The 25516-nt window shown below is 62.7% G+C and carries 29 protein-coding genes and 1 pseudogene; 14 read left to right on the top strand and 16 right to left on the bottom strand.

The window, feature by feature from the left end:
• Positions 1 to 377: 377 nt before the first annotated feature.
• Positions 378 to 959 carry a dienelactone hydrolase family protein gene (locus NKJ17_RS05295; protein WP_352687341.1) on the top strand — a complete coding sequence of 194 codons (582 nt, stop codon included), beginning with the start codon at positions 378 to 380 and terminating at the stop codon, positions 957 to 959.
• 326 nt (positions 960 to 1285) lie between these two features.
• On the opposite strand, the gene NKJ17_RS05290 is transcribed toward NKJ17_RS05295, so the two are convergent.
• Positions 1286 to 2218, bottom strand: coding sequence for an alpha/beta fold hydrolase (locus NKJ17_RS05290; RefSeq protein ID WP_352687339.1), 933 nt, complete (start codon positions 2216 to 2218; stop codon positions 1286 to 1288).
• 205 nt (positions 2219 to 2423) lie between these two features.
• Between NKJ17_RS05290 and NKJ17_RS05285 the strand changes: the two genes are divergently transcribed.
• Together NKJ17_RS05285 and NKJ17_RS05280 are read left to right on the top strand one after the other, a co-directional pair.
• Positions 2424 to 3416 carry a hypothetical protein gene (locus tag NKJ17_RS05285; RefSeq protein WP_352505046.1) on the top strand — a complete coding sequence of 331 codons (993 nt, stop codon included), beginning with the start codon at positions 2424 to 2426 and terminating at the stop codon, positions 3414 to 3416.
• A gap of 1 nt (position 3417) precedes the next feature.
• The gene (locus NKJ17_RS05280; RefSeq protein ID WP_352687337.1) at positions 3418 to 4893 is read left to right on the top strand and encodes an FAD-dependent oxidoreductase; all 1476 of its coding nucleotides are present in this window, start codon (positions 3418 to 3420) and stop codon (positions 4891 to 4893) included.
• A 24-nt stretch (positions 4894 to 4917) separates the two neighbouring features.
• Here NKJ17_RS05280 and NKJ17_RS05275 read toward each other — a convergent pair whose 3' ends face one another.
• Together NKJ17_RS05275 and NKJ17_RS05270 are read right to left on the bottom strand one after the other, a co-directional pair.
• The gene (locus NKJ17_RS05275) at positions 4918 to 5388 is read right to left on the bottom strand and encodes a YbhB/YbcL family Raf kinase inhibitor-like protein (RefSeq protein ID WP_352505044.1); all 471 of its coding nucleotides are present in this window, start codon (positions 5386 to 5388) and stop codon (positions 4918 to 4920) included.
• Between the two features lie 49 nt (positions 5389 to 5437).
• Positions 5438 to 5875, bottom strand: a complete 438-nt coding sequence (locus NKJ17_RS05270) for a DUF2267 domain-containing protein (protein ID WP_352505043.1) — start codon at positions 5873 to 5875, stop codon at positions 5438 to 5440.
• Between the two features lie 240 nt (positions 5876 to 6115).
• On the opposite strand from NKJ17_RS05270, the gene NKJ17_RS05265 reads away from it, so the two are divergent.
• From NKJ17_RS05265 to NKJ17_RS05255, 3 genes are all read left to right on the top strand, one after another.
• The gene (locus NKJ17_RS05265) at positions 6116 to 6850 is read left to right on the top strand and encodes a phosphoribosyltransferase (protein WP_352505042.1); all 735 of its coding nucleotides are present in this window, start codon (positions 6116 to 6118) and stop codon (positions 6848 to 6850) included.
• A gap of 11 nt (positions 6851 to 6861) precedes the next feature.
• Positions 6862 to 7539: a dienelactone hydrolase family protein gene (locus tag NKJ17_RS05260; protein ID WP_352505041.1), complete on the top strand. Its 678-nt coding sequence runs from the start codon at positions 6862 to 6864 to the stop codon at positions 7537 to 7539.
• A 122-nt stretch (positions 7540 to 7661) separates the two neighbouring features.
• Positions 7662 to 8162 (top strand): DUF6496 domain-containing protein, encoded by a 501-nt coding sequence (locus NKJ17_RS05255; RefSeq protein ID WP_352505040.1) that lies wholly within the window; start codon positions 7662 to 7664, stop codon positions 8160 to 8162.
• Positions 8163 to 8235: 73 nt separating this feature from the next.
• Here the strand turns inward: NKJ17_RS05255 and NKJ17_RS05250 are convergent.
• From NKJ17_RS05250 to betI, 3 genes and pseudogenes are all read right to left on the bottom strand, one after another.
• A pseudogene (locus NKJ17_RS05250) lies at positions 8236 to 8427 on the bottom strand (aspartate aminotransferase family protein); the annotation flags it as partial.
• Positions 8428 to 8454: 27 nt separating this feature from the next.
• On the bottom strand, positions 8455 to 9756 hold the full coding sequence (locus tag NKJ17_RS05245) for a flavin monoamine oxidase family protein (RefSeq protein WP_352505039.1): 1302 nt from the start codon (positions 9754 to 9756) through the stop codon (positions 8455 to 8457).
• Between the two features lie 76 nt (positions 9757 to 9832).
• Positions 9833 to 10528: a transcriptional regulator BetI gene (gene betI / locus NKJ17_RS05240; RefSeq protein WP_352687408.1), complete on the bottom strand. Its 696-nt coding sequence runs from the start codon at positions 10526 to 10528 to the stop codon at positions 9833 to 9835.
• A 352-nt stretch (positions 10529 to 10880) separates the two neighbouring features.
• On the opposite strand from betI, the gene NKJ17_RS05235 reads away from it, so the two are divergent.
• On the top strand, positions 10881 to 11141 hold the full coding sequence (locus NKJ17_RS05235) for a hypothetical protein (RefSeq protein ID WP_352505038.1): 261 nt from the start codon (positions 10881 to 10883) through the stop codon (positions 11139 to 11141).
• Positions 11142 to 11183: 42 nt separating this feature from the next.
• On the opposite strand, the gene NKJ17_RS05230 is transcribed toward NKJ17_RS05235, so the two are convergent.
• From NKJ17_RS05230 to NKJ17_RS05215, 4 genes are all read right to left on the bottom strand, one after another.
• On the bottom strand, positions 11184 to 12242 hold the full coding sequence (locus tag NKJ17_RS05230; RefSeq protein WP_352476217.1) for a dipeptidase: 1059 nt from the start codon (positions 12240 to 12242) through the stop codon (positions 11184 to 11186).
• A 186-nt stretch (positions 12243 to 12428) separates the two neighbouring features.
• Complete coding sequence (locus NKJ17_RS05225) at positions 12429 to 12728, bottom strand: GNAT family N-acetyltransferase (protein ID WP_352687334.1); 300 nt, start codon at positions 12726 to 12728, stop codon at positions 12429 to 12431.
• On the bottom strand, positions 12721 to 13356 hold the full coding sequence (locus NKJ17_RS05220; RefSeq protein WP_352505036.1) for an alpha/beta hydrolase: 636 nt from the start codon (positions 13354 to 13356) through the stop codon (positions 12721 to 12723). The genes NKJ17_RS05225 and NKJ17_RS05220 overlap by 8 nt, the downstream gene beginning before the upstream one ends.
• Before the next feature lie 10 nt (positions 13357 to 13366).
• Positions 13367 to 14299 (bottom strand): VOC family protein, encoded by a 933-nt coding sequence (locus NKJ17_RS05215; protein ID WP_352687332.1) that lies wholly within the window; start codon positions 14297 to 14299, stop codon positions 13367 to 13369.
• Positions 14300 to 14523: 224 nt separating this feature from the next.
• Between NKJ17_RS05215 and NKJ17_RS05210 the strand changes: the two genes are divergently transcribed.
• A complete protein-coding gene (locus NKJ17_RS05210) occupies positions 14524 to 16101 on the top strand; it encodes an alkaline phosphatase family protein (RefSeq protein WP_352687330.1) in 1578 nt (525 codons plus the stop codon).
• 50 nt (positions 16102 to 16151) lie between these two features.
• Here the strand turns inward: NKJ17_RS05210 and NKJ17_RS05205 are convergent, their stop codons facing one another.
• The gene (locus NKJ17_RS05205; RefSeq protein ID WP_352687328.1) at positions 16152 to 17510 is read right to left on the bottom strand and encodes a PRC-barrel domain-containing protein; all 1359 of its coding nucleotides are present in this window, start codon (positions 17508 to 17510) and stop codon (positions 16152 to 16154) included.
• 254 nt (positions 17511 to 17764) lie between these two features.
• Between NKJ17_RS05205 and NKJ17_RS05200 the strand changes: the two genes are divergently transcribed.
• The gene (locus NKJ17_RS05200; protein WP_352687326.1) at positions 17765 to 18685 is read left to right on the top strand and encodes a diacylglycerol/lipid kinase family protein; all 921 of its coding nucleotides are present in this window, start codon (positions 17765 to 17767) and stop codon (positions 18683 to 18685) included.
• A gap of 58 nt (positions 18686 to 18743) precedes the next feature.
• Here NKJ17_RS05200 and NKJ17_RS05195 read toward each other — a convergent pair whose 3' ends face one another.
• The gene (locus NKJ17_RS05195) at positions 18744 to 18917 is read right to left on the bottom strand and encodes a hypothetical protein (protein WP_292659198.1); all 174 of its coding nucleotides are present in this window, start codon (positions 18915 to 18917) and stop codon (positions 18744 to 18746) included.
• A gap of 146 nt (positions 18918 to 19063) precedes the next feature.
• On the opposite strand from NKJ17_RS05195, the gene NKJ17_RS05190 reads away from it, so the two are divergent.
• Entirely contained in the window at positions 19064 to 20590 is a 1527-nt protein-coding gene (locus NKJ17_RS05190; protein ID WP_352505032.1) for a sensor histidine kinase, read from the top strand.
• A 56-nt stretch (positions 20591 to 20646) separates the two neighbouring features.
• On the opposite strand, the gene NKJ17_RS05185 is transcribed toward NKJ17_RS05190, so the two are convergent.
• Together NKJ17_RS05185 and NKJ17_RS05180 are read right to left on the bottom strand one after the other, a co-directional pair.
• Positions 20647 to 21126, bottom strand: coding sequence for a hypothetical protein (locus tag NKJ17_RS05185; RefSeq protein ID WP_352687324.1), 480 nt, complete (start codon positions 21124 to 21126; stop codon positions 20647 to 20649).
• Between the two features lie 10 nt (positions 21127 to 21136).
• On the bottom strand, positions 21137 to 21463 hold the full coding sequence (locus NKJ17_RS05180) for an ElaB/YgaM/YqjD family protein (RefSeq protein WP_352505030.1): 327 nt from the start codon (positions 21461 to 21463) through the stop codon (positions 21137 to 21139).
• Between the two features lie 283 nt (positions 21464 to 21746).
• Here NKJ17_RS05180 and NKJ17_RS05175 point away from each other — a divergent pair, with 283 nt between their 5' ends.
• Positions 21747 to 22067, top strand: a complete 321-nt coding sequence (locus tag NKJ17_RS05175; protein WP_502896068.1) for a response regulator — start codon at positions 21747 to 21749, stop codon at positions 22065 to 22067.
• 29 nt (positions 22068 to 22096) lie between these two features.
• Here NKJ17_RS05175 and NKJ17_RS05170 read toward each other — a convergent pair whose 3' ends face one another.
• Positions 22097 to 22648, bottom strand: a complete 552-nt coding sequence (locus tag NKJ17_RS05170; protein WP_023678544.1) for a sigma-70 family RNA polymerase sigma factor — start codon at positions 22646 to 22648, stop codon at positions 22097 to 22099.
• A gap of 3 nt (positions 22649 to 22651) precedes the next feature.
• Entirely contained in the window at positions 22652 to 22855 is a 204-nt protein-coding gene (locus tag NKJ17_RS05165; protein WP_023678543.1) for a NepR family anti-sigma factor, read from the bottom strand.
• Between the two features lie 215 nt (positions 22856 to 23070).
• Here NKJ17_RS05165 and NKJ17_RS05160 point away from each other — a divergent pair, with 215 nt between their 5' ends.
• The 3 genes from NKJ17_RS05160 to NKJ17_RS05150 all read left to right on the top strand — a co-directional run bounded on the left by NKJ17_RS05160 (position 23071) and on the right by NKJ17_RS05150 (position 25486).
• Entirely contained in the window at positions 23071 to 23865 is a 795-nt protein-coding gene (locus NKJ17_RS05160) for a response regulator (protein ID WP_352476204.1), read from the top strand.
• A gap of 239 nt (positions 23866 to 24104) precedes the next feature.
• Positions 24105 to 24269 (top strand): DUF1328 domain-containing protein, encoded by a 165-nt coding sequence (locus tag NKJ17_RS05155; protein ID WP_023678541.1) that lies wholly within the window; start codon positions 24105 to 24107, stop codon positions 24267 to 24269.
• A gap of 191 nt (positions 24270 to 24460) precedes the next feature.
• Positions 24461 to 25486, top strand: coding sequence for a sensor histidine kinase (locus tag NKJ17_RS05150; RefSeq protein ID WP_352687321.1), 1026 nt, complete (start codon positions 24461 to 24463; stop codon positions 25484 to 25486).
• Positions 25487 to 25516 lie beyond the last annotated feature (30 nt).

The raw sequence follows: 25516 nt of genomic DNA, 5'->3' as shown, positions 1-25516 counted from the left end.
GTCGCTTCAGGAAGGATAGTTCTCTGGCCGGCTTGTCGAGGACCGAGCGTGTAGAGCAGCTGTGAACAGCCGGCGAGCTCTCGTGGCACTTTCGTAGGATGGCGTTTCGTGGTGACCCCAAAATTGACCTTGGCGGAAATTCGAACCAAGATTACCGTCGCGGTGCGTCCGTCAGGCGGACGCGGGTAACGCCGGAAAGCATTTTCGTCGCCGCCTATCTGTTGGTGTAGATCGGCCCCGCGTTGTCACGCCGGCAAAGACGATGGGCCGAGGCTTGTCATCATTTGGAAGTTCTTCGATGCACAGCGAAATCGCTTGCAGTTCTGCGAAGCGATTCGCAATTATCGCCGCAATCCACGTCCCACCTGGAGGCTCCCATGGCCGAGGTCCTGCTGTTCCACCACGCACAAGGGTTGACTCCCGGCGTGCGCGCGTTCGCTGACGACCTGCGGGCAGCCGGGCACACCGTGCATACGCCGGACCTGTTCGACGGACGCACATTCCAGAGTATTGACGAGGGTCTCGCCTACATCGGTGAGATCGGGTTCGACGACATGCGGGAGCACGGCGTCCGCGTCGCCGGCGAACTGACGCCCGAGCTCGTTTACGCCGGATTCTCGTTCGGGGTACTGCCGGCGCAGAAGCTCACACAGACACGACCCGGTGCCTGCGGAGCCCTGCTCTTCCACTCCTGTCTGCCGATTAGCGGCGAGTGGGCGTTCGGACCCTGGCCGGACGGCGTCCCGGTCCAGATCCACGGTATGGATAACGACCCGATCTTCATCGGCGAGGGCGACATCGACGCCGCTCGCGAGATCGTGGAGAAGGTCGAGGACGCGGAGCTGTTCCTCTATCCCGGCGACCAGCACTACTTCGCCGACAGCTCGCTGCCGTCGTACGACGCTGCTGCCAGCGCACTGCTCACGCGGCGCGTGCTCGAGTTCCTGGACCGTGTCTGACCATGTCGGCGAGGGCCTTATTGAGGAGTATTGGCAGTTCTCGTCAAATCTCCATAGGGTCGAGTTCGCGATCACCACCCGCGCGTTCGTTCCCTGGAGGGCTTCCGGACGCCGGCCCCGGCGCACGGCACCTCTCACAGAGGGCCGGCATCTCCTCCACAAGATCTGCCAAGGCATTTCCTCGAACAAGTGGCTGCTTTGGGGTCTCGGTGCTGGTTGCCGTGAATGTCAGCTATCAGGCAGCATAATATGCTGATGAAGGTACAAATTCCTAATCTGTAGGTCACAGGTTCGATCCCTGTCGGGATCACCACGTGTTCAAGAGGTTACCTGACGGTTGCGTCGGTGCTCGGCTGTGAACGCGTGCGAGGAAGTCGCAACGCAAGCGCCTCATCGAAATGGGTTTCCAGTAGCCAGTGGGCGGCGCCATCGAGGAGATGGAGCTCTGCTTGCGGCAAGTCGCGCTTGTAGGCGCGGGCCGATGCGGCCGGCATGTAGCCATCCTCAGGACCCCAGACGATCAGTGTCGGTGGTTGCCGTTCGCGCAGATAAGCCTGGTATTTCGGGAACCAGTTAAGATTCGCCTCCAGCTTCTCCATCAGGCCGACCGCGAGCCGCCGACGGGGCGGCGTGTCCATCAGAGGCCAATGGAGTTTCCACAGATCCGGTGGCACGCGCTCGGCCACGACCTCGCCAACCTCACCGATGAACTCGTGCCGGAAGCCCTCCTCGCTCACCGCTTCTTCCAGCGGGCGATGCTTGTCGGGCGTCTTGTCGTTCCAATACGCCTTGATGGCTGCGTATTTCGGGCCAAGCACGTCTTCGTAGATGTCGCCGTTCTGGATGATAAGCGCGGCAACGCGCTCCGGATAGGCGATGGCGTGGCGCAATCCGATCTGCGAGCCGTAATCGTGCAGCCAGAGCGCATAGTGGGACAGGCCGAGCGTGTCCGCGAAAGCCGCCAAAAACCCGGCATAGGTCTCGAAATCGTAGCCGAATGCAGCCATGTCGGGCGTAGCGCTATAGCCGAAGCCAGGAAAGTCCGGGGCGAACGTGTGCCAGTGATCAGCCAGTCCGGGCATCAGCCTTCGAAACTGATAGGAGGAACAGGGATAGCCGTGCGGCAGCAGAAGCACGGGAGCGTCGGCCGGCCCTTCCTCGCGAAAGAAGACAGTAATTCCGTCAACTCTGATTTGGCGGTGTCGCAACTTTGCCTCCTCGATTGAAAGGCTCCGAAAATGACTGGTAACCTCCCGCATCCCGTTGTGAGCGCCTGGACCCGAAACTCATGATCGGGTCGAGGGTTCCCGGTCGCGGCCGGTGGAAGCGACCAAGGAACCCCGCCGCCGATCAGATCGTTTGGCGATATCTGGCCAGATCAACCTGAGGCAGATATGCCGCATGCTCGCAATCGCATGGAGCCGAACATCGGCAAAGTCTGCCGTGGATTCGGGGCTTGGCGCAATGCTGCGTGACGTCGATTATGTCCTGCAAAAACTCGACTGGATGCGCGCCGAAGGCATCTGGCCCAACGGCTTGCGATATCTGTGGACCGATGCATTCGGGGTCGTGCTCTACGTCTCGCTTTATGCGGAACTTGGCGAAGAGCGCTGGCTGGACGAGGCCGAGCGGCTGGTGGTGGATGTCGAGCGTGTGCTCGGCCGCCGGCGCGGATTGAGGATCGGCGAAGCGGCCGATCGCGACGGCCAGTATTTCCACTATCTGGCGATGTGGCTGTTTGCCCTGGCGCGTCTCGGCGATCTGAAGCCGGAATACCGCGAACGCGGCATTGCGCTGGCGCGGGACATTCACCCGGCGTTTGTGGTCCCCGGCCGCGGCGTGATCTGGAAGATGCAGGAGGATTTGAGCGGTCCTTACCCCGGCTACGGCCTCGGCAGCATGGATGCCTATGACGGCTACGTCTCTTATCGCATGCTCGACGAAGAGGAACTGGCGCCCGAGATCGCGCAGATGCGTGACCTGATGGAGCGCGATTGGCGCACACTCGACGTCGACCAGGACCTCGGCCTCGGCATGATGCTGTGGCTCGCCCATTTCTTTCCCGACGAGCCGTGGGCCGAGGCCCAGACGAGGCGTTCGCTACGAACCCTGGAAACGATGTGGGTCGACCCGCCCGGTTATTTCAGCCGCGCGCCATGGCTGCGCGATACCAAGTTCGCCTTCACCAATTACGGCGTATCGCTCGGCCTGCAAGCCGCCGGCATCTGGCCGGGGCGTGTCGATAGGCTGAATGCCTTCTTCGAGGACTGGCGCTCCGGCGACGAATACGACCGCGAGGCGATCACCTGGGTGATGGCCTGCACCTCGCGCCTTCCCGGTGCTTTTCTGACCCGGGGTGGCGGGACAATGACTGAAAGAAGCAACCAAGCTCGGGAACGTTCCCCTGCTGGCGCGGTTGTCGATGGAAGTGCATCGAGACGCAAGGAGCGCGGTTGAAATGGCCATTCTCTTGGGAAAACCGGGAAGCTGTTGGGCAGCGGCAGCCAGATCCACGAACTATCCCCAGCTCGAAGGTTCGATCCGTGCGGACGCCGTTGTCGTGGGTGCTGGAATTGTCGGGCTGACGACGGCGCTTCGCCTTTGCGAGGCAGGCCGGTCGGTGGTCGTCGTTGAAGGCCTGCGCACGGGCGGCCAGGTGACCGGCCGCTCGACGGCCAAGATCACCACGCAGCATGCACTGATCTATCGTCATCTCATCGACACTGTCGGCCGGGAGTTGGCCCAGGTCTACGCCGATGCGAATTCCGCCGGCGCCCGACAGATCCGCGATTGGGTTCGCGAGTACGCCATCGCCTGCGATCTCGAGAGCAAGGACGCCTACACCTACACCTGCGATGAAAGCCGGCGCGCGGAGGTCGCGGCCGAGGCGGAGGCCGCCCGCCAGGTCGGGCTGGAGGCCGAGATCCTCGACCACGCGCCGCTGCCTTTCGAAACGGCCGCCGCGCTACGGTTTTCTGACCAGGCGCAGTTCAATCCGGCGATGTATCTGGTTGGCCTGGCGGAAGCGGTGACGGCCCATGGTGGTCGGATCTTCGAAAACAGCCGCGCCACGTCGATCGACGAGGCAAGCCGCTGGCGCATCGTCACCGATGGCGGCGCCGTTGATGCCGGGCATGTCGTCGTCGCCACCAACATGACGGTGAAGAGCCCCATCGGCATGGCGAACCGGACGCAACCGCGCTGCCACACCGCCATGGCCTTTCGGATCGACGATCCCCTCACTGTCGACGGCATGTTCATCGGCATCGACGATCCGACGCATTCCATCCGCACGGGCCACGATGCCGAAGGGCCGCTGCTGGTCGCGCTCGGCCCCAAGTTCAACACCGGCTGGGACGGCGACGTGGCCAAACGGTTTGTCGAACTGGAAAAATGGGCAAGAAAGAACCTTTCGGTCGGCGACGTCGCGTGGCGCTGGTGCAATGAGGATTATGATACGGCCGACAGGATTCCATATGCCGGCGAGCCCGATCCCGCCAAGGCAGCCGGCTTCCACATTGCCACCGGCTTCAACGCCTGGGGCATCACCAACGGGACGGCCGTGGGCACGATGATCGCCGACCTGATCTGCGGCCGCCCGAGCCCATGGCAAAAACTCTACGATCCGGCCCGGGCCTATCCTGAGGACTTCCACAAGAACGGCCGCAGTCAATCGATCGTCTCGAGCACCCACGACATTGCGCCTGGTATGGGGGGCGTGATCGTCAGGGGAGACGAAAAGATTGCGGCGTGGAGAGACACCGAAGGTGCACTCCAGGCGGTTTCGGCGACTTGCACCCACAAGGGCTGCACCGTAACCTGGAACACTGCGGACCACACCTGGGATTGTCCCTGCCACGGCTCGATCTTCGCGGCCGATGGTTCGGTCATCCACGGCCCTGCCCGAAAACCGCTTGCCCAGATTACGTTGTGAAGGCGGCGACCGACGCCGCCCGCGTCACGCCGGCCGTTCGTAGGTTCCGACCAACTCCGTCTCCTCCAATGCGTGTTTCTGGGCTTGCTTCCAGACCTGATGCACGCCCGCCTGTCCCGGTACGCTGAGGCTCGGCACATCAAGCGCGGCCAGCCGGAAATGGTAATGATGGACGCCATGGCCTACGGGCGGCTGCGGGCCATCGTAATAGGCATTGCCGAAATCGTTGGTGCCTTGCCTGAGTGCCGACGGACCGGGCTTGCCGTCTGCTGCCTCGGCGAGTTCACCGGCATCGGGTGGGATGTTGAATACCGCCCAATGCCCGAAAGTCCCGCTTGGCGCATCGGGATCCAGCACGACAAGAACAAGGCTCTTGGCACCATCCGGAACACCGGACCACTTCAGTGGCGGCGAGACGTTCTGGCCGTCACGCGTATACCTTTCGGGAATTTTTCCGCCTGCCGGGAACGCCGGGCTGATAAGGGTGAGTGGCATTGCTGTTTCCCCAAGAAGATTGCGACCAAGAAACCCGCGCCGGCGCCGTTCACGCCGCTTGCTGAGCTTCGGCGACGCGTCTGATCTCTCCTGGCAGGGATTCCCAGACCTTGTGCATCTGTCCTTCTCCGACATGATGGGCAAGCACCTTGGACACGGCCCTGAATGCATCCTTGGAATCGACCGGACGGGTGAATTCAAGCTCCGCCTTGATCTTGGCCAGAAACTCGTCGAGCGACCGCACCTTCTCGGGAGCCTTGGAAGGCTGATATTGGTCATAGAAGGCGCCACGCACCAGAATCGGCAGCTGCGAGCCGAGGTGGGCTGCAAGATCCGGCTGCATACGGTCGCGCAGGGCGTGCAGCACCGCTCCGAGAACGTGCCAGGCGACCTGCCGATCCGGTCCGATCTCGTCCATGATCTCGTCGAGCCAGATGTTCGTGGTCTGCAGTGTCTTGTCGAATACGTCGAGTCCGGTGGCGTTCATCGAATCCTCCTTCCGTTCAAATCCGATTACGGCGGATGTGACCAAACAGTCCTACCTGCCGGTTGTTCCCCGATGCGCATTCCGCGGTTTTTCGGACCGCCTTTCCCGGCCGGCGTGCGGAACATCCTCATGGGCGGACGAGTTTTATTTGCTGTCGCCGATCAGCCATCCCACGGGATGTAGCCGCAGGTTGGTTAAAGCACATCCACCGGGAAAACAGATGCACGCGGATTGAAGGTCATGGCCGTCATATTTTCAGATCGCCGCGAGGCCGGGCGGCAACTCGCCGGGGAGCTCGTTCGCTTTGCCGGCCGCGACGACGTGATCGTATTGGCGCTGCCCCGAGGCGGCGTGCCGGTCGGCTACGAGGTCGCGCAGGCACTCAAGGCACCGCTCGACGTCTTCGTCGTGCGCAAGCTCGGCGTCCCCGGCCACGAGGAACTGGCCATGGGGGCGATCGCGCCCTCCGGCGTACGTGTCCTGAACGACGAAATCGTCAGCGGTCTCGCGATCCCGCCATATGTCATCGACGCGGTCGCTGCAAAGGAGGAAAAAGAGCTTCTGCGCCGCGAGCACCTCTATAGGGCCGGGCGACCCCCACCGCAGTTGAATGGACGGACCATTATCCTCGTGGATGACGGGCTTGCGACCGGATCGACCATGCGGGCCGGAATCAAGGCGCTGCGAAAAAACCACGCCGCCCGTATCGTCGCGGCCGTTCCCGTCGGTAGCCCCGACACTTGCGACGCGATGCGGGCGGACGCCGACGAGGTCGTTTGCGCGACGACACCAGAGCCGTTGCTCGGTGTCGGGCGCTGGTACGTGGATTTCTCGCAGACGAGCGATGAAGAGGTCCGCGCGCTGGTCGCCAGGTCCGTGCCCAAGCCTGCAGCTTCCGACAAGCCTGCCGCTTCCGAAGAGGAGTTGGCTGGGCACGCGGGCGCGGGTCCGGCGCGCGGCACTAGATCGCCATAGCGGAGGTGGATATGGACCGGCATAGCGAGCACGTCGTTCATGTTCCCGCGGGGCCTGTCACGCTTGAGGGCAATCTTTCGTTGCCCCCGGATGCTCGCGGCCTCGTGCTCTTCGCCCATGGCAGCGGAAGCAGCCGCCACAGCCCGCGCAACCGCTACGTGGCCGCAAGGCTGAACGAGGCGAACCTCGCCACCTTCCTCGTCGACCTGTTGACGGCCGAAGAGGAGCGGATCGACCAGGTCACGGCCGAGTTGCGCTTCAATATCGGACTGCTCGCCGATCGGCTGGTCGGCGTCACGGATTGGCTCGGCGCCTCGCCGGACACGTCGGGGTTGCGTCTTGGCTATTTCGGCGCGAGCACGGGCGCCGGTGCCGCCCTGGTGGCGGCGGCCGAGCGGCCCGACCAGGCCGCGGCGGTGGTTTCGCGTGGTGGCCGGCCCGATCTCGCAGCGCTCGCCCTGCCGCGCGTCCGGGCGCCGACCTTGCTCGTCGTCGGAGGCGCGGACACGCAAGTGATCGCACTCAACCGCTCGGCGCTGGTGGCGCTCCGCGGCGAGAAGGAGCTCGCCATCGTCCCTGGCGCGACACATCTGTTCGAGGAGCCCGGCGCCCTGGACGAAGTCGCGGATCTCGCTACTCAATGGTTCTTGCGCCATCTGATTTCGGACGGATCGGCGTCGACGTCTTGACAGCCGGGGCTTGGATCACCAGTCCCGGGATCATTTGCGTCCTCAACGCGTTATGATCCTCATAAGATCGTGCGCCGCTGCAACCTGAATGGCTGTCGCAACCCATATGTGGGAGAAAGACAATGCCGGAGAAGAAAACCATCGAGAAGGCCCGAAAGGATAAGCGCGAGGGCAAATCGCCGAGCACCCAGGCCGGCGAGTTCGTGCACGAGGAGATCGATAAAATCCGCCGCGGCGAGCACGGCGCGCGCTCGACCCAGCAGGCTATCGCCATCGGGCTTTCCGAGGCGAGACGCGCAGGCGTAGACCTGCCCCCGCCCAAAAAGGGCAAGGTGAAGGAGAGCACGCGCAAGAGCGCCGAATACGCCTATGAGGCCGGCCAGGGCGAACGCACGCCGAAACGCCGCCCGCGGGTCTCGAAAGCCGTCTCCAAGGTGCTCGAGCATGAGCCGAAGAGCACGGCGTCGCACGAGGCGCTCTCGCAGCAGGCCAAGCGTGCGGCCTCACGCCGGACGGCTGAGGAGCGCTCGGCCGCCGCAAAGAAGGCCGCCGAGACGAAAGGCGCCAGCGGAAGGAAGGCGGCGGCGCAGAAGGCCGCCAGAACGCGGGCACAGCACGCATAGTTCAAGACGGCAGTTCGCCTCCTGGAAACCCGATATGGCCCAAACGACCTGCGAGAACGCCAGTCATAAACGCTTATCCCCGCCAGACCCCTTCCCGGCGCAGATCGTCCATCGTGCGCGAAATGCCTTGGCGCAGGATCGACACCATGTCGTCGATCCGCTCGCGCGTGATGATCAGCGGCGGGACATGACGCATATGACGGATATCGCATATATTGATCAGCGGCCTGACCAGCAGGCCGAGCTCGTGGCAATGGGCGTCAATCCCGCTCGGCAGCTCGATCCGCCTCGCTCATGACCCCGAGGCTCTGCTGTCGATGGCCGACTGAATAATTTTTCGGGCAGCAATGCGGCCGGCGACGATGGCGCCCTCGACATAGCCTGGAAATGACGGCGACAGCTCCGACGAGGCGAAATGAATCGGCGACGCGCCGGCGCGGATAATGCGTTCGGCATCAGTTGCCGTCACATCCACGATCAGATCGCTGTAACCGCCGCCGCTCCAGCGATCCCCAGTCCAATCGCGATAACTGAGATCGATAATGCCGGCCGCCTCGATACCGAGCGCCTGTTCCAGCTTTGACGTCACCTTTGCGCGTAACGCCGCGTCGTCCAAATCCCGCCAGCGCTGCGCCAGCGGCCCGCCGATGAAGACGACAAGTGCTGCATGATCCTCGTCCCTGCTGGCATCGCAGGCAAAAAGCCCGTGCGGGTCGCGCCACATCACCATGCCGCTCAAGCCCCTGTCGCGCCAGAAAGCCGTGGGATAGCGCACCAGCATCTTGATCACCGCGCCGCTTTGCCAGACGCCGAGGGCCCTCTTCAGCACAGCCGGCAGCGGCGGCACGAAATCTACTCTCGAGGCCATCATCGGCGGTACGGCGACCAGTACCGCTCGTGCCTCGATCGCGCCGGCAGGCGAAACGACGCGAACCCCTCCCGGCCCGTGCTCAATGGCCTCGACAGCTGTATTCAGCCACAGTCGATCGCCGAGATCCCGCGCAAGATCATCCGCCAGCGAATGCATGGTTTCGCCCACGAAATACTGCAGCTCCGACACCTCGTTGGTGATGCGGCGATCATTGTCGATCAAGTACCACAGCGGCAGCCTTTCCATTGCCAGGCACCACAGGCCCTCGATCATCGACCGAAAGGCGGCCTTCGCATCGTCGGGATCGGCCTGGCGATCGAGCCATGCCGCGACCGTCAAGCCGGCAATGGTCGGGTCGTTCGGTGCGATCGCGTTCATCCGCTCGCGCATTCGCATCGCGGTGCCGTAAGTGCGCCCGGCTTGCGCCTCGCCCATTCGCGGCTGCGTGACGAATTCGCCTGCGATATGGGTCTCGACCAATGTCTTGCCGCGCGCTTGCACCAGCGCCATCAATTCCGGCATGTCTTCGCACAGGAACTGGCCGCCGCTGTCGATCCGCTCGCCGAGCCCGTTCTGCACGGCTTCGACGCGGCCGCCGACACGGTCGCGGGCTTCGAGCAGCACGACATCGATGCCGGCGTGGTTCAATTCACGCGCGGCCGACAGGCCGGTGAAGCCGGCGCCGACGATGGCTACATCGGCTCGTTCGATCTTGAACTTCATTAGCCGGCCTTGATCTTCTCGAATGTCAGGGGCCGGATCATTGTCTTCATTGCTGGTCCACCCTCTTTTTGATGGTTCACGCCGGCCTGGCACCGCGGGCTGCGGAGTTCGGATAGTGCTTGGGGAATGCCGCAGACAGGAACTCGTTCGCAGCCTGCAGCGCCGTCTCGCGTGTGGCGTCCTCGATGCCCATCATCAAATGCAGCCACAGACCATCCAGCATGGCGCTGAGCGCCAGCGCCATGACTTGCGGCTCATAGGCATAGAAGCCGTTCTGCTTGAGCGCCGCGCAAAGGTCGATGAAGATGTTCTGGTAGACGGCATCGCGTGCGCTGCTCAGCGCCTGATATTTCGGTCGCGATTTGGCCTCGCCCCAGAAGGCACACCAGGCAGCCAGCTTACGCTTGTTGCATATCGAGCGGTCGAAATCGGCCGCCACCAATGCCTGCAGCTGGCGGGCGGGATCATCGCCGGCCCTTTGCAAGGCGCTGCGCCAATGCGCCGAATACTCGTCATGCATGTATTGCAAAGTGGCGACGAGCAGCTTCTCCTTGCTCTCGAAATGGAAATTGACGATGCCGCGCGACAGGCCGGCGCCGTCGGCGACGTCGGCCATAGTCGTTTCCGAATAGCCGCGCTTGGCCAATGAATCGATAGTCGCTTCGATCAGTTGAACCTGCCTTGTCTGCTTCGACGCTTTGCGGCCGCGCTTATCGGAATCGCTTTTTCGCGCCGGTTCGAGGAGGGCTTCGCGCGCCTCTGTTGTCTCCATCGGGTAACGGTCTCCAGCATCGCCGGCTAGCCGACCGGCTTCGGCCGCGAAGATCAGTGGGACGGTGTTTGGCACTGTCAAGCACCTTCTGCATGGCTGCCCATATTCGAATGTTCTCGTCGAGACTGCACCCTTATAGAAAACGACGTCGAAGGCGCCGTCGGCGAAAGGCAACGATCCCGGCACGCGGACCAGATCAGCACCGCCGAGTCCGCCTGTAGCGGATCTTGGGTCGAGATCTACGCCAGGCGCGAGCTGCAATATCAAAAGCTGCTGAAGCGTGCCAAACTGGTGCCGCGGCTGGTCATCAAGCTCGGCCGCCGCACTGCCAATCGCCTGCGGATTTCTGAATATGGCCGACGACATCGACAGTCCCGAAATCGACGCCGAAGCCGCCGAACAGTGGCAGCTGGTCAACACGCCGCTCGGCGAAAAATGGTCGGGCCGCACCCGCTATGCCGCGGCCATGTTCTTCTACAAGCGCGGCGAGATGAGCGCTGAAACGCTGGAGGTCTACCGCATTTGTGCGAGGCTGGATTCGACCGATCCGCTGCCGATCATCCGCGACCGCGGCATTGGCCAGGACTGGCTTAAACGCATGGGTTTCGAATAGTCCGCCTCCAACCTGTGTTCCGGACAAGCCGGCATCACCCGCTTAGCCGATGGTCTTCTCCAAGATGCCGAGCCAGTTGCGATAGGCGATCTTCTCGATCAGCGCGCGCCCGAAGCCGCGCGCCGCGAAAGCGTCGAGCAATCTTGGCAGGCCGGCAACGTCGCCTATCACGGCCGGGATCATAGCGCCGTCGAAATCCGAGCCCAGGCCGACGCCGTCTTCGCCCAGCGCCTGCAGCAGTGAATCGACATGGCGCACCATGATGTCGAGGCTGGTGTCGGCGTTCATCCTGCCGTCCTCACGCAGGAACCCGGTGGCGAAGTTCAGCCCGACCATGCCGCCGGAGTCGCGGATCGCGCCGAGCTGCCATTCGGTGAGGTTGCGCGAATGGCCGCAGATCGCGTGCACGTTTGAATGGGTCGCGACCAGCGGTGCGTCACTGATCTCGACGACGTCGCGGAAACCTTTTTCGTTGAGATGCGAAAGATCGATCATGATCTTCAGCTGGTTGCACGCTTTCACCAGCGCCTTACCGGCATCGGTCAGCCCCGGCCCTGTATCGGGCGACGAGGGGAAGCGGAACGGCACGCCGTGGCCGAAGGCATTGGGACGGCTCCAGACGATGCCGAGCGAGCGGAGGCCGGCTGCGTGGAGAACGTCGAGCAGGGTGAGCTCAGGGTCGATCGCCTCGACCCCTTCGATATGAAACACCGCCGCAATCGAGCCTTGCGCCATCGCCTTTCTCACATCGCCGGCGCTGCGGCAGACGGTAAGCGCCGAAGCCCGCTCCAGCCTGAACAGGATCGAGGCCATCGCTACGGTGGAGTTGAGCGCATCGGCGCGCGGAACCTCGGGCGGCAAGGGCTCGCTGTCGCTCGGCGCCAGCGGCACCGCACCGCGTTTGGATTTCTCGGCAGGCGGCGGGAAGATCGCGAACATGCCGCCGGCAAATCCGCCTTTCTTCGCGCGCGGCAGGTCGATATGGCCACCCGGCGTCCCCTCGACGAACAGCTTTTCGACGTCCGCATCCTTCGACTGGTAGAGCCTGAGCAGCGTGTCGTTGTGGCCGTCGAAGACGGGAACGAGATCGGATTCGGTCATGGGGGGCCATTCGGTTGAAGTGGTCGGGCCGCAGAAGGCGAGCCGGTTGTTGCCAATACTTAGGTAAGACGGGCGCTCTGCGCAAATCCCGCATGTTTGCCTTGTGTTTGTACGCCGCCAATGGTCGAAGGGGCACGCGGTAAAGCCGCGCACCCTTTCTCCTGTCATTCATCGAGGGGCTGTCTCTTACCGCTTCAGCACGTCCGCCCATTCCGGATGGCGGCGGAACTGAGCATTGGCGAACGGGCAAAGCGGGATGATCGTCTTGCCCGCCGCACGCGCATCCTCGACGGCACGGGTGACCAGGCGAAGTCCCGCGCCCTGCCCGCGAAATGCATCCGGCACTTCTGTATGGTCGATGATGATCTGGTGCTCGCCGATCTTGGTGAAGGTCATCTCCGCCTCGGCGCCGTCCGGCCCACGCAGGAAGTAGCGGCCCTTCGAGCCGCGGTCCTCCAGTTCAATTTCCGGCAATAGGTCAGACATGGCTTGCGGTCCTTTCATCCGACGCCACGGCGAACAGCTGCCGCGCCGCCTCGATCTCGCCCGGCCGCACCTCATGGCCGCCGTCATGCCACTCGACTGTGACATCGGCGCCATCGGCGCGCAAATAGGCTTCGAGCCGCGCCGTCAAATTAGGCGGACAGATCGGGTCTCGCCTGCCGGCGGTGACCAGGATGCGGCTGCCGCCAAGGCTGCCCTTGACCTCCGGCTCGAACGGGATCAGCGGATGCATCAGCACCGTTGCGTCGAACAGCGACGGCTCGGCAAACAGCACCGAGGCCAGGATGTTGGCGCCGTTGGAATAACCCAGGCCTAGCACCGACGATGGCTTTGCCGCCTCGACATGCGCCTTGACGAAGCCGGCCATCTTGTCCGTCGCTCGCGTGAGGTCGCCCATGTCGTAAACGCCCTCGCCGGTACGACGAAAAAAGCGTGCGGCGCCTTGTTCCGAGACATCGCCCCGCGGGGCAACGATCGTTGCTTGCGGCGCAAGATCGCGCCCAAGCGACAGAAGCTGATCCTCGTCGCCGCCAGTGCCATGGAAGACGAAGAGCAACGGTCCGCCCGGCGAACCGGGCAGCACCTTGTGAATATACGAATCCTTGCTCATAACCTTGCCCTCAGTCTTCCAGTTTCTGCAGATGCTGCTCGAGATAGGGCCGCAAATGCTGGTGTTGCGACGGCAGTTTCAGCGCCTCGCCGAGATGGGCGGTATCCTCGTCGCGGTCGAAGCCCGGCTCGTTGGTGGCGACTTCGAACAGCACGCCGCCCGGTGTGCGGAAGTAGATCGCCCAGAAATAATCGCGGTCGATCACTGGCGTCACCTGATAACCTGTATCGAGCAGCGCCTTGCGCACTTCGAGCTGCTTGGCGCGGTTCTCGACGGCGAAAGCGACATGGTGGACCGAGCCGGCGCCGAGATTGGCGAAGCCGGCCCCTGGCAGCGATTCGATATCGACCACATCGGCGCCGTTGCCGTTCTTCACCGCCAGCCGCCTGACGTTGCCGGATTTGTCGACCTCCTCATAACCCATGAATTTCAGCAGCTCTTCGGTGGCGCCGCCATCTTTCAGCCTGAGCGACACCGAGTGGAAGCCGCGGATCGCCTCGTCGGTGGGGATGCCACCCTTGGCCCATGGCGCACGGCTGTCCGCTCTGTCCTCGACCAGCGCAAACCCGTCGCCGTCGGGACCGGCAAACGCAAGACGCTTCTCGCCGAACGTCTCCTCGCGTGACAGCCCGGTGACACCTTGCTCGGCAAACCGTTTCTCCCAATAGCCGAGCGTGCCCTCGGGCACCGAATAAGCGGTGGTGCCGACTCCGCCGACTCCATGGCGCCCTTTGCCGATGTTCGGGAACGGAAAGTAGGTCATCACCGAGCCGGGCGTGCCGACCTCGTCGCCGTAATAGAGGTGGTAGACGTCGGGTGCGTCGAAATTGACGGTTTTCTTGACCCGCCGCAGGCCGAGCGTCCCTGTGAAGAATTCATTGTTCTGACGCGCATCGCTGGCCATCGAGGTGACGTGATGCAGGCCTTTGACCTGGTCGAGCATATCTGTGGCTCCCTTCCTTGTGCCGGTGCGGCCCTTGCCGCTGTCCACGCAAATATGAGCATCCGCCTCCTGGCCGCAAAGGCGGCAAACACAGAATGGACTGTGCTGTTAAAGTGAACGACGAAGCAGGTCTTGTTCACCATTCGGCAAACTGGACCGGCTTGCATACTCGCCGAAATTGCGCTCCATGAGCGACGCATGTAGCCAGCATGAGGATACAGCGGTTGAGTGGAAAACGCCCCAACATTCTCCTGATCACCTGCGACCAGTGGCGCGGCGACTGCCTGTCAGCTGCTGGCCACAAGGTGGTAAGGACGCCCAATGCCGACGCGCTGGCTGCCGAGGGCGTTTTGTTCCGGAAGCACTATGGCGGCGCCGCACCTTGCTCGCCGGCGCGCGCCTGCCTCTACACCGGCCTCTATCAGATGAACAATCGTGTCTGCCGCAACGGCACACCGCTCGACGCCCGCCACGGCAACATAGCGCTCTGGGCGCGCGCCCTCGGCTATGATCCGACGCTGTTCGGTTATACCGACACGGCGCGCGACCCGCGCACGCTGGCGCCTGGCGATCCGCAGCTGAAGAGTTATGAAGGCGTGCTGCCGGGCTTTACCGTGCGCCAGCTTCTGCCCGAGCATCAGAGGCCCTGGCTGTCATGGCTCAAGGCGCGCGGCGTCGATGCCGGCGCCGGCTCCCCCGACATCCACCGCCCGGCGGGCGAAATCCTGGAAAACGACGGCGAGATCAGCAACGCCCCGCCAATCTATTCGAAGGACGAGACGCCGTCGGCCTTCCTGGCTGGCGAATTCATCCGCTGGCTCGGCGAGCAGGAGCACGATGCGCCGTGGTTCGCGCACCTTTCCTTCATCAGCCCCCATCCGCCCTTCATCGTGCCGGCGCCTTACAACACCATGTACGATCCGGCCGTCGGCCCAGCTTTTGACCGCGCTGAAAGCTGGCAGGCCGAAGCAGCAAGCCACCCCTATCTCGCCTATGAATTAGACCGGCAGGAACGGTCGAAATTCCGCCCCGGCTCGGAAGGTAAGGTGCGCGACTGGAGCGACGATAGTTTTCGCCGCATCCGGGCGCTCTATTACGGCATGATCTCGGAGGTCGACGCGCAGCTTGGCCGTGTCTGGCAAGCGGTCAAGGCGGCCGATGCATGGGACGACACCGTCATCGTGCTGACCTCAGACCACGCCGAGATGATGGGCGATCATTTCATGCTGGGCAAGGGCGGCTTCTTCGACGGCAGCTTCCATATTCCGCTGATCATTCGCGATCCGCGCCGCCGCAAGGCTGCCGGCAGCAGTGTCGACCGCTTCACCGAGGCGGTCGATTTGGCACCGACCTTGCTCGAGCTCACTGGGCTCGAGCTCACCGGCGGCGAAGTGCTGCCGCGGCTCGACGGCCGCTCGCTGGCGCCTTTCCTGGACGCAACGGAGCCGGACGATTGGCGCGATGCGGCGCATTGGGAGTTCGATTTCCGCTCGATCGCCGATGGTGATGCAGAACGCTATTTCGGTATCGGTCCGCGTCAGTGCAATCTCGCTGTCATCCGCACCCAAAAGTTCAAATATGTGAATTTCGGGGGCGGCCTGCCGCCCTTGCTCTTCGACCTGGAAAAAGATGCCGGCGAGCTGGCCAACGTCGCTGACGACCCAGCCTATCTGCCGGTGCGGTTGGAACTTGCCGAAAGGCTGCTTGCCTGGCGGGCCGAGCATCTCGACCAATCTCTGGCGCTCGCCGAATTGACGGACAATGGCGTTGCCGGCCATGTCGCCGGCTTTCCCTCGCCATAAACAAAGCCCGCGCCGTTGCCGGCGCGGGCTTCTATCGACCTGTGTGCTGCTTAGCGCATGATCATGCGCTGTTTGTCGCGGTTTTGCGCATAGCTGGCCTTGTCATAGGGGGCCTGCGCTTCGAGCTGCTCCTTGGTGAAGTTCGTGTAGAGATAGCGCTTGCCGTTCTTGTCGGTCATGAATTTCAGGTTGTCCATGCCGACCGCCACCTCCTTCTCGCCGACACCGAGGAACCCGCCGACATCGATAATGACTGCATCGACCTTTTTATCGGCGCCCAGCACGATATCGCCGATCTCGCCGACATTGACATCGTTGGCGCCATAAACGGTGGTGCCAACCAGATCCTCGGCCCGGATCTGGCCGATCGGCATTTCAGTCAACGTCGACTTGTCGATCGACCCGGTCTTGGTCTGGTCGGCCGTTGCGGGCGCTGGGGCGTTTTGAGCCGTCTTGCCGGCCTGGTCGGCGTTGTTGGTCGTCGCGGTGTTGTTGGTCGGCGCGGTGTTGCTGGCCATCACGGTAGGCGTGACGGTAGCAGGCGCATTGGCATCGTTCGACGCAGTGGATGCCGGCGCCGGATCATAGGCCTTGCGGTTGAAGTCCGGCTGCGCCTGCAGCTCTTCCTTAGTGGTTTGCGCGACCAGCCAGCGATCGCCGTTCCTCTCGGCCCACTGCGCCTTGTCGAAATCATAGGCGACGTTCTTTTCGCCGATGCCGAGGAAGCCGCCGACGCCGATGATCAGCGATTGCGCTTTGGCTTCCTTGTTGATGACGATGTCGTTTACGTCACCGATGTTTTGGGCGTCGTCGCCGGTGCCGTTATAGACGGTCTCGCCGATGATATTGGTGGCGAGATTGCCTTCGGCGCGCTTCACTGGCTCAGCCGGCGCGGCAGGCGCTGGCGTTGTATTTTGCGCGCTGGTGGAAGCCGAAGGGGCGGCGGGTGCCGCATTATCGGCCGAAGCTGGCGGCGGAGGCGGATCGTAAGGCTTCCGGTCGAAATCCGGCTGAGCCGTCAACTCATCCTTCGTCGTCTGAGCTATCAGCCAGCGGTCGCCGTTCTTTTCTGCCCATTGCATCTTGCCGTAGTCGAAGGCGACATTCTTGGTTCCGATGCCCAGGAATCCGCCGACGCCGATGACGACGGATTTTACCTTGCCGCGCTCGTCGAAGACGATGTCGCTGACGTTGCCGATATTCTGGGCATCGGCGCCGGTGCCGTTATAGACGGATTCGCCGATGATGTTGGTAGCAAGGCTGCCCTCGGCCCGTTGCACCGGAGCGGCTGGAGCGGGGTTCTCTACTGCGGGTGGCTGCGCCGGCGCCGGGGTCGTCGCCGACTGCGCAAAGGCACCCGTCGCAATCAATGTTGCGACTGCTGTCGTGGTTAAAAGGGTGCGGATCATCTTAGTGTCTCCTCGTCGGTGATTTCGTGCACGCCCTGCCCGCCTGGCGTCACTGCGGGCGCAGCGTCTTCTGCATGTTCACAACGTTGTGACCACACTGTTGTTCCGAAAAAAGCCGTGGTGCACCCGGTACGATGTCAATGGTTCTCGGATTCACTGCGCTGGTCGAAAGGAACATTTTCTCGGCCGCGCCGTTCCACTCCCGGCTGGGACCCCGTCCCGGCCGGATAGGTGCTGGAAAAAATGGAACGGCCATGCGGTTTGCAGCGGTGCTGAACAAGGACGGCGGCACCCTGCGCACCATCGATCTTGAGGCCTTCGCCAGTCGGATGCGCAGCACGCTTGAGACTGCCGGCCACTCGATCGATATCGAAATCGTTGCCGGCAAGGATATCGTCGCCACACTGGACGGCGTAGCTTCCAGGCGCGACATCGACGCCGTGCTGGCCGGCGGCGGCGACGGCACCATTTCGGCCGCGGCAGCCCGTTTGATGAATGGGGAGAAGGCACTGGCAATTCTGCCGGCTGGCACAATGAACCTTTTTGCGCGCGGCCTCGGCATTCCGCAGACCCTCGATGCGGCGCTGAAATCGTTTGCCGACGGCGAGGTGATGGCGATTGACATTGCAACAGCCAACGGCCGGCCTTTCGTGCATCAATTCTCGATCGGCATGCATGCCAGGATGGTGCAACTGCGCCAGAAGATGGAATTCGGCTCGCGGCTGGGGAAAATGCGTGCCTCGGTGCGAGCCGCTTGGGCAACGATCAACAACCCGCCGGCGATGAACGTAACGCTGACGATCGGCGAGGCCGAGATCAAAACCCGGATCACCGGTATCGGCATCACCAACAATCTGTTTGGCGAGGGCCACCTGCCCTATGCCGATGATCCGGCAGGCGGCGTGCTGGGCATCTATGTCACCGTAGCACGGCGGCGCGGCGAATTGATCAGGTTCCTCTTTGACGTCGCCCGTGGGAAATGGCGCGGCAACGAACATGTCGAAATCCATCAGGCAAACCGCGCCGTTTTGAAAATCCATTCGACGAACAGGAAAGTTCAGGCCGTCATGGACGGCGAACTGGTAAAGCTCGATCGCGAGACGACCGTCGAAATCCATCCGCGCGCGTTGAATGTTCTCGTCCCGGCGCGCGCCGCCGAGGCAAAGGTTGCCTGACGTGGGATGCCTGATGTGGGGCTGCGTGATGCGAGCTGGCACGAGCGATGGGGAGAACCTAGCCGCTGGGCGTGTTGCCCTGTTCGGTCTTCGGCGTCTCGATCATCCAGCCGTAGATTTCGGCGACGCCCCAGGCGATAAAGGCCAGCAGCAGCGCGGCGATCAGGATACGAAGGACATGCCGACCCCGCCGCCCTTGACGGGCTTTGTTTTCAGGAATGGTTTTTGGCATTGTCTGGCTCCATATTTGGCGCCGGCAGGCGTAACTGGCGGGGCGTTGGCTGGTAACGGTCCCCCGCAGCGAAAGTTCCGGCTCTGCAAGGCGGCAAACGGGCCGGTTGGCCTGATCAATCAGCGGAGCCGGCCACTGGGGGCATAGTGGACGACAATAGCCAGAACACGCCGGGTCTGCCGGCCGATATTCGCCGTGTGGTGGGCGCCGCGGACCGTCTTGCCGTGCTGCACGGCCTCGACGCGCTGGACAGGGCTGCCGACCCTGATTTCGATCGCATTGGCGGTCTTGCCGCTTCGGCGATGCAAACGCCTGTCGCACTGATCACGCTGCTCGACGCCGAGCGGCAGTGGTTCAAGTCCTGTATCGGCCTCGACCAGACCGAAACCGCGACCGAGACATCGTTCTGTGCCTATGCCATCGCAGCCGGCAACGTGCCGATGGTGGTGGCCGACGCGGCGGCCGATCCGCGGTTCAAAGCCAATCCGCTGGTCACCGGCGAGCATCATATCCGCTTTTACGCAGGCGTGCCGATCATGATCGACGGCGCGCTGATCGGCACGCTGTGCGTGCTCGACCGGAAGCCGCACGCGCATCCCTCCTCTGTCCAGCTCGACCAGTTGTCGGCGCTGGCTGGACTCGCCGCCAGCCTGTTCACGCTGAAGGATGCAACCCGCAGCGCGGCGATCGCCAAGGCCGCATTGGTTCGAGAGGAAAAGCGGCGCGCTATCGCGCTCGACGCGGCTTCGCTTGCCAGCTGGGCATGGGATATCCGCAGCGACATGATCGACTGCGACGTCCTGCTGCCCGAATTGTTCAACCTGCCGAAGTCGAACAGGCTGAGGGCGCGCGACATCCTGACCGCCATCGACCCGCGCGACGTTCACCAGACCGAAACACGCTTTCGCGACGCGCTGACCGGCAGCGATGACTATTTTGGCGAATACCGTGTCAGAGGCCTCGATCCGCCACGATGGGTCGCAACGCGCGGCCGCGTCATAGAGCGCGACGGCGAGGGCAAGCCGACGCTGATCTTCGGCGTCAATTACGACATCACTGAACGCAAGCTAGGCGACGAACGCCAACGGCTGTTGCTGCGCGAGCTCAATCATCGCGTCAAGAACACGTTGGCAACTGTACAGGCGCTGGCCACGCAGACCGTTCGCCATGCCCGCCAGCCAAGCGAATTCCTCGGCGCCTTCAGCGCCAGGCTGCAGGCACTGGGCGTTGCGCACAGCCTGCTGTCGGACCGCGAGTGGCGCGGCATCGGCATCCGCGAGCTGGTGCAGATCGAGGTAAAGCCGTTCCAAGCCGCCGGACAATCGCGGATGGCGATCTCCGGCGCCGATGTCTTGCTCTCACCCGACCAGGCAGTCGGACTCGGGCTGATCCTGCATGAACTGGCAAGCAACGCACTGCAATACGGGTCGCTCTCGGTTTCTTCCGGAAAGGTCGATCTCGATTGGAAGGTACAAGGCAGGAAGGGTGCACGGCGTCTGTTGCTGGCCTGGCGCGAAAGCGGCGGCCCGCGGGTTGCGCCGCCCGAACGCCATGGCTTCGGCTCGATCCTGATCCGCCGCAGCCTGGCCAAGGTCATTTCCAGCGAGGTGACCCATGAATTCCGGCCGGATGGCGTGGTCGCGGAAATATCGATTCCGCTCGAAGATTTGTAACGCCGGCATTTTGCGACCGGCGCCAGAACCGTTTGCCCTGAACTATCCCCTCCGAACTATTCGGGTTTGCCGGTATCCGGATTATCCGAGCCGCGCTTCACATTCTCGCGGTAGATGGCGTAGGCAGCGAGTGCTATCGCCGGGCCGAGAATGGCGCCCAACCCGCCCTTCGCCAGGCCACCTTTGCCCTTGAGCAGCGCCGGCAGCACGGCGAGTGCCGCAGTGATGCCGATAGCCTTCATGTCGGCGTTGCGTCGCTTCGCCCGGCGCCTGGCGCGCGAGCCGGCCGACATCCGGTAGACGAGCAGGATGAGACCGGCGATTGCCAGAAAGCCGATCCCGAAGCTCAGGCAAGCTGCCATCGGCCCATAGCGGGCCGCCGCCCAGATATAGGCCGCCCCGACGAGGAACCCGAGGCCGCACAGCGCCGCGAGCGCTGCGACCGAATAGACAATCCCAGCGACGCGCACGCGTTGCACCGCCGCAATGGTTTCGCCCGAGGCAAGGCCCGAGATCAGCGATGCAAGCATTCCCATGCGTGCAGAACTAGCGGCGCGCGAGAAGCGCGAAGAGGAATCCGACGCCTGCGGCGATCGCCAGCGAAGTCACCGGTTTTTCGCGCATATGCGCTATCATCTGCGCCTCGATGTCCCTGGCGTTGGCGCGCAAGCTATCGAAAGCTGCCTCGCCTTGGGTTCGCAACTGCTCGACGCCTTCGGCGGCGGCTCGCCGCGCTGCCCCGTAGCCATGTTCGCCAGTTTTGGCCAACAGCTTGGTAAGTTGATCGATGTCGGCCTTCAATTGTGCGATGTCGGCCTCAATATCGGAATTCGTGCGGGCTTCGTTCCCGGCCTTACCTGCGGCAGTCGCCATTGCTTCACTCTCCATGATTTTGCTCGGTCGAAACGCCCGACAGACCCCAAGGTTCCGGCGCGAACCTCTTCTAACCCTATCTCCGGCAGCGCGCGTTGCAAATGCCTTGCATGGGCCGAGGCCGACGCATCCGCGCCGGCACGTCTTTTTTAAATGACAGCATGCCAAATAACGATCATGACTTCCCTCGTTTCACGATACGCATTTAAGGAGATATTGCTGCGTGCGCGCATCACTTGACGGTTTGCGGATTCTTATCCTGGAAGATGAGTTCCTGATTGCCATGGATATCGAGCAGCTTTGCCGCGACTACGGCGCGCTCAATGTGGTCATCGCCCGTGATCTGACTGAGATCGAACAGCAAGACGTTGCCGCGCAGTTCGATGTCGCCATCGTCGACCTCATGCTGAGCGGCGTTTCGACGCTCCAATTTGCTTCGCGGCTGCGTGAAGCGGGCATCCCGTTCGTCTTCGCCTCGGGCTATTCGGATACCGATGAGATCAAGAAATCCTTTCCCGGCGTCAGGCTGGTCACCAAGCCCTATTCGGGAGACGATCTCCTCGAGGCAGTGGCGGCGGCCTGCAGGCGAACGCCTCTCCGCTGAGGCGCGGAGCGGTTCGAACACGCCGCGCCTCACGCAGCCGTCGACCCGGTTACCTGAGCCGAAATTGCGTCCGGGCCATACTCGTCTTCACCGGAGATCTTCAGGATTTCCTGCAGCCGTGTGCGGGCGCGGCTGACGCGGCTCTTGATCGTTCCGACGGCGCAGCCGCAGATCTCGGCCGCTTCCTCGTAGGAGAAGCCGGACGCGCCGATGAGGATAATGGCTTCGCGCTGGTCTTCTGGCAGCAATTCGAGCGCGCCGCGAAAGTCCTCGAGGTCAAGCTGGCCGTGCTGGGCCGGGTGAACGGCAAGCCTGGCCGTCATGACGCCATCGCTGTCCTGCACCTCGCGGCCGCGCTTGCGCATCTGCGAATAGAATTCGTTGCGCAAGATCGTGAACAGCCATGCCTTCAGATTGGTGCCGGGCTGGAAGCTTTCATGCTTGTCCCAGGCCTTGACCAATGTTTCCTGCACCAGGTCGTCGGCCTTGTCGGCGTTTTGCGTCAGCGACACGGCAAAAGCCCGCAGGCTCGGGATCGAGCCGAGCAAGTCGGTCTTGAAGCCCTGGGAGACGGCCGCCATGCCTCAGTCCTTCTTTTGTACAGGTTCGGCCTTTTCCAACTGGCTGAGCAGTTGGGCGAAGCGATCCGGCACATTGTCGGAGACCAGCTCGTCGTAGTATTGTTTGAGTTTGCGGCCGATTTCCGAGTTCGGCCCAAGCGGGTCGCGGGAAGCAGCCCGGCGCCCGTTGCCAACGCCACCCATGGTAGCTTTCGTCATGTTCTTCATTCGCCCTTTTGTCCCAGCCTTAAGCCGCCCTTCAACACATAACGCAAGGCAAGCGGCAGCCTCGTCTGGTTGCCCAACCCGCCCTTAAACGCCAGCCCATATACTTAGTTCCGCATGATCGGAACTTTTTCGCAGAACCTGCGTTTTCACCCTTGGGCCCTGCGAACCGTTTTTAGCTGTAACATGCATCACGTCATATGAGGGAGACGTCCAATATGAGCCTATCAGCAACCATCGCTCCGCACCTGCCGTTCCTGCGTCGCTTCTCGCGCGCTGTATCCGGATCGCAGGAGAGCGGCGACGCGCTGGTCGCCGCAATGCTCGAGGCCATCATTGCCGATGTCGACATCTTTCCGAACGCATCGAACGACCGCATCGCGCTCTACAAGGTCTTTGCCAAGCTCTTCACCTCAGTGGCCATTCGCGTTCCGCAGGAGCATGCCCAGTCGGCATGGGAACAGCGTGCCGCGGCCAATCTGAATGCAATTGCGCCTCGTCCCCGCCAAGCCTTTCTGCTGGTCGCGGTTGAAGGCTTCAGCGAAGATGAGGCGGCGGAGATTCTCGACGTCGACGAACAGGAATTCTCCGAACTTCTCGCGCAGGCGAGCAACGAGATCTCCCGCCAGGTGGCAACCGATGTGCTGATCATCGAGGATGAGCCGCTGATCGCCATGGATATCGAGGAAATGGTCGAAAGCCTCGGCCACCGCGTCGTCGGAACGGCGCGCACCCACGCCGAGGCGGTGGCGATGTTCGGCAAGACGCGGCCAAAGATGGTGCTTGCCGATATTCAGCTTGCCGACGGCAGTTCGGGCATCGCGGCCGTCAATGAGATCCTGTCGTCCACCTCGGTGCCAGTGATCTTCATCACCGCCTTTCCCGAGCGCCTGCTCACCGGCGAGCGGCCGGAACCGGCTTTCCTCGTTACCAAGCCGTTCAACCCGGATATGGTCAAGGCTCTTATCAGCCAGGCCCTGTTCTTTGACCGGCACGCGAAAGCCGCGGCATGAACAGCGGGCGGCCGAGTTGCCGCCGCCAGGGTGTGGGATAGCCACTCCTCTTGGACCAGATGGGGCGTGACGCCGGCTTAACACACGACAGCCAACTGCTGCCGAACCTGACGAGGACCTTTTCGCACACATCGCAGCAATTCGGGCCGCAACGATTTTCAGCATCGTCTTTTTCGGGAAATGGTGGAACAAACGGAGGCGAATCACGTTTTCACCGCAGCATTGGAAGGAGATGGATCATGCTTTACTGGGCGCTCGTATTTCTAGTCGTGGCGATTATCGCCGGTGCGCTTGGTTTCGGCGGCATCGCTGGCACCTCGGCCGGCATAGCGCAGATATTGTTCTTCATCTTTCTCGCCTTCCTGATCATATCGCTAATTGCCGGCCTGATCAGACGGGCGTGAATGCCAAGCGGCCATTCAAGCGAACACTGGAAGCCGCACCCCTCAAACGGTTTCCAGCCACCGCCGGGCAGTGTCCTCCAACGGGATGCCGCTCGGCGGACCGCTTTTAGGGCTTGATCCGCAGCTCCTCCTTTTGGAACCCATTTTTCCGTGAGCCGTTCAGCCTGACGTGGGTTGAGCAAAATTGACCGATGCGTTCCAGAGTCGGAAAAATGAAAGACCGCGGCCGGAGTGATGAGATCATCGCTTTGCATCCCGGAATGCAGCTTGGCCGGGCCCTTCTCCATGCACTGCACAATACCGGGATTTCCGTTCTATACCAGGATCGCGAGATGAAAACTGTGTGGGCGCGCAACATGCGCGCACCATGGACTTCCGATGCCTCCGACAACAACGGCATCTTGCCACCGGCGCAGGCAGAGCGTATCGGCGCCGCCAAGCACGACGTCATCGTCTCCGGCAATCCTCAACATCTCGAACTCAGCGTGCCGGCCGATGATGGCGCCCGCTGGTTTCAGGTGTGGATCGACGCCGACCGCAGCGACACCGGCGCGGTGCAGGGCGTCGTGACCACCATGGTCGAAACAACCGAGCAGAAACGCCGGGAGCAGACGCTGAAGGCGCTGCTGCGTGAAGTCAGTCATCGCTCCAAGAACCTTTTGGCCATCATCCAGAGCATCGCCACCCAGACAGGCCGTTATTCCGGCAGCATTGATGATTTCCTGACGCGTTTCCGTGGCCGATTGCAGTCGCTGGCCTCCTCGCAGGACCTAGTCACGTCATCCAACTGGCGGGGCGCAGCGCTGCGCGAGCTGGTTTCCGGTCAGGTCGGCAGGTACGGCGCCGACCCTTTACACAGCCTGCGTTTCCGCGGCGCAAATCCATATCTCAACCCCAATGCCGCCTTGCACATCGGCTTGGCCATGCATGAGCTCGCCGTCAATTCGGTCAGCTATGGCGCGCTGTCGCGCAGCGACGGTTTCGTCGAGGTGACGGCCGATCTGACGGCAGCTTCCGCTGGCGAGCCTGCGCTGTCGCTGACATGGGCCGAAGTGATCGGAGCCAACGACAATCAGCGCAATGAGAAGCGTTTTGGCAGCGTCGCGCTTGAACGCGTCGTACCCACATCGTTGAATGGAACGGCGACACTTGAGATCACCGGGAACCGCCTCGAATACCGCCTTGTCGTTCCTCACGGCAATTTCGAGACGGATTGAACGAGCGGCGGCCGCCGCGAGAAGGCTTCT

The sequence above is a fragment of the Mesorhizobium sp. M0208 genome (assembly GCF_040322015.1).
Classification (GTDB): domain Bacteria; phylum Pseudomonadota; class Alphaproteobacteria; order Rhizobiales; family Rhizobiaceae; genus Mesorhizobium.
Note: the sequence above shows the minus strand (reverse complement) of the source record. Positions and strands in the feature narration are given on the sequence as shown.

Coding starts and splice junctions, on each gene's coding strand:
- NKJ17_RS05295 (WP_352687341.1), top strand. CDS start 378: ATGGCCGAGGTCCTGCTGTTCCACCACGCACAAGGGTTGACTCCCGGC.
- NKJ17_RS05290 (WP_352687339.1), bottom strand. CDS start 2,218: ATGCGGGAGGTTACCAGTCATTTTCGGAGCCTTTCAATCGAGGAGGCA.
- NKJ17_RS05285 (WP_352505046.1), top strand. CDS start 2,424: ATGCTGCGTGACGTCGATTATGTCCTGCAAAAACTCGACTGGATGCGC.
- NKJ17_RS05280 (WP_352687337.1), top strand. CDS start 3,418: ATGGCCATTCTCTTGGGAAAACCGGGAAGCTGTTGGGCAGCGGCAGCC.
- NKJ17_RS05275 (WP_352505044.1), bottom strand. CDS start 5,388: ATGCCACTCACCCTTATCAGCCCGGCGTTCCCGGCAGGCGGAAAAATT.
- NKJ17_RS05270 (WP_352505043.1), bottom strand. CDS start 5,875: ATGAACGCCACCGGACTCGACGTATTCGACAAGACACTGCAGACCACG.
- NKJ17_RS05265 (WP_352505042.1), top strand. CDS start 6,116: ATGGCCGTCATATTTTCAGATCGCCGCGAGGCCGGGCGGCAACTCGCC.
- NKJ17_RS05260 (WP_352505041.1), top strand. CDS start 6,862: ATGGACCGGCATAGCGAGCACGTCGTTCATGTTCCCGCGGGGCCTGTC.
- NKJ17_RS05255 (WP_352505040.1), top strand. CDS start 7,662: ATGCCGGAGAAGAAAACCATCGAGAAGGCCCGAAAGGATAAGCGCGAG.
- NKJ17_RS05245 (WP_352505039.1), bottom strand. CDS start 9,756: ATGAAGTTCAAGATCGAACGAGCCGATGTAGCCATCGTCGGCGCCGGC.
- betI (WP_352687408.1), bottom strand. CDS start 10,528: ATGGAGACAACAGAGGCGCGCGAAGCCCTCCTCGAACCGGCGCGAAAA.
- NKJ17_RS05235 (WP_352505038.1), top strand. CDS start 10,881: ATGGCCGACGACATCGACAGTCCCGAAATCGACGCCGAAGCCGCCGAA.
- NKJ17_RS05230 (WP_352476217.1), bottom strand. CDS start 12,242: ATGACCGAATCCGATCTCGTTCCCGTCTTCGACGGCCACAACGACACG.
- NKJ17_RS05225 (WP_352687334.1), bottom strand. CDS start 12,728: ATGTCTGACCTATTGCCGGAAATTGAACTGGAGGACCGCGGCTCGAAG.
- NKJ17_RS05220 (WP_352505036.1), bottom strand. CDS start 13,356: ATGAGCAAGGATTCGTATATTCACAAGGTGCTGCCCGGTTCGCCGGGC.
- NKJ17_RS05215 (WP_352687332.1), bottom strand. CDS start 14,299: ATGCTCGACCAGGTCAAAGGCCTGCATCACGTCACCTCGATGGCCAGC.
- NKJ17_RS05205 (WP_352687328.1), bottom strand. CDS start 17,510: ATGATCCGCACCCTTTTAACCACGACAGCAGTCGCAACATTGATTGCG.
- NKJ17_RS05200 (WP_352687326.1), top strand. CDS start 17,765: ATGCGGTTTGCAGCGGTGCTGAACAAGGACGGCGGCACCCTGCGCACC.
- NKJ17_RS05195 (WP_292659198.1), bottom strand. CDS start 18,917: ATGCCAAAAACCATTCCTGAAAACAAAGCCCGTCAAGGGCGGCGGGGT.
- NKJ17_RS05185 (WP_352687324.1), bottom strand. CDS start 21,126: ATGGGAATGCTTGCATCGCTGATCTCGGGCCTTGCCTCGGGCGAAACC.
- NKJ17_RS05180 (WP_352505030.1), bottom strand. CDS start 21,463: ATGGCGACTGCCGCAGGTAAGGCCGGGAACGAAGCCCGCACGAATTCC.
- NKJ17_RS05175 (WP_502896068.1), top strand. CDS start 21,747: ATGGATATCGAGCAGCTTTGCCGCGACTACGGCGCGCTCAATGTGGTC.
- NKJ17_RS05170 (WP_023678544.1), bottom strand. CDS start 22,648: ATGGCGGCCGTCTCCCAGGGCTTCAAGACCGACTTGCTCGGCTCGATC.
- NKJ17_RS05165 (WP_023678543.1), bottom strand. CDS start 22,855: ATGAAGAACATGACGAAAGCTACCATGGGTGGCGTTGGCAACGGGCGC.
- NKJ17_RS05160 (WP_352476204.1), top strand. CDS start 23,071: ATGAGCCTATCAGCAACCATCGCTCCGCACCTGCCGTTCCTGCGTCGC.
- NKJ17_RS05155 (WP_023678541.1), top strand. CDS start 24,105: ATGCTTTACTGGGCGCTCGTATTTCTAGTCGTGGCGATTATCGCCGGT.
- NKJ17_RS05150 (WP_352687321.1), top strand. CDS start 24,461: ATGCGTTCCAGAGTCGGAAAAATGAAAGACCGCGGCCGGAGTGATGAG.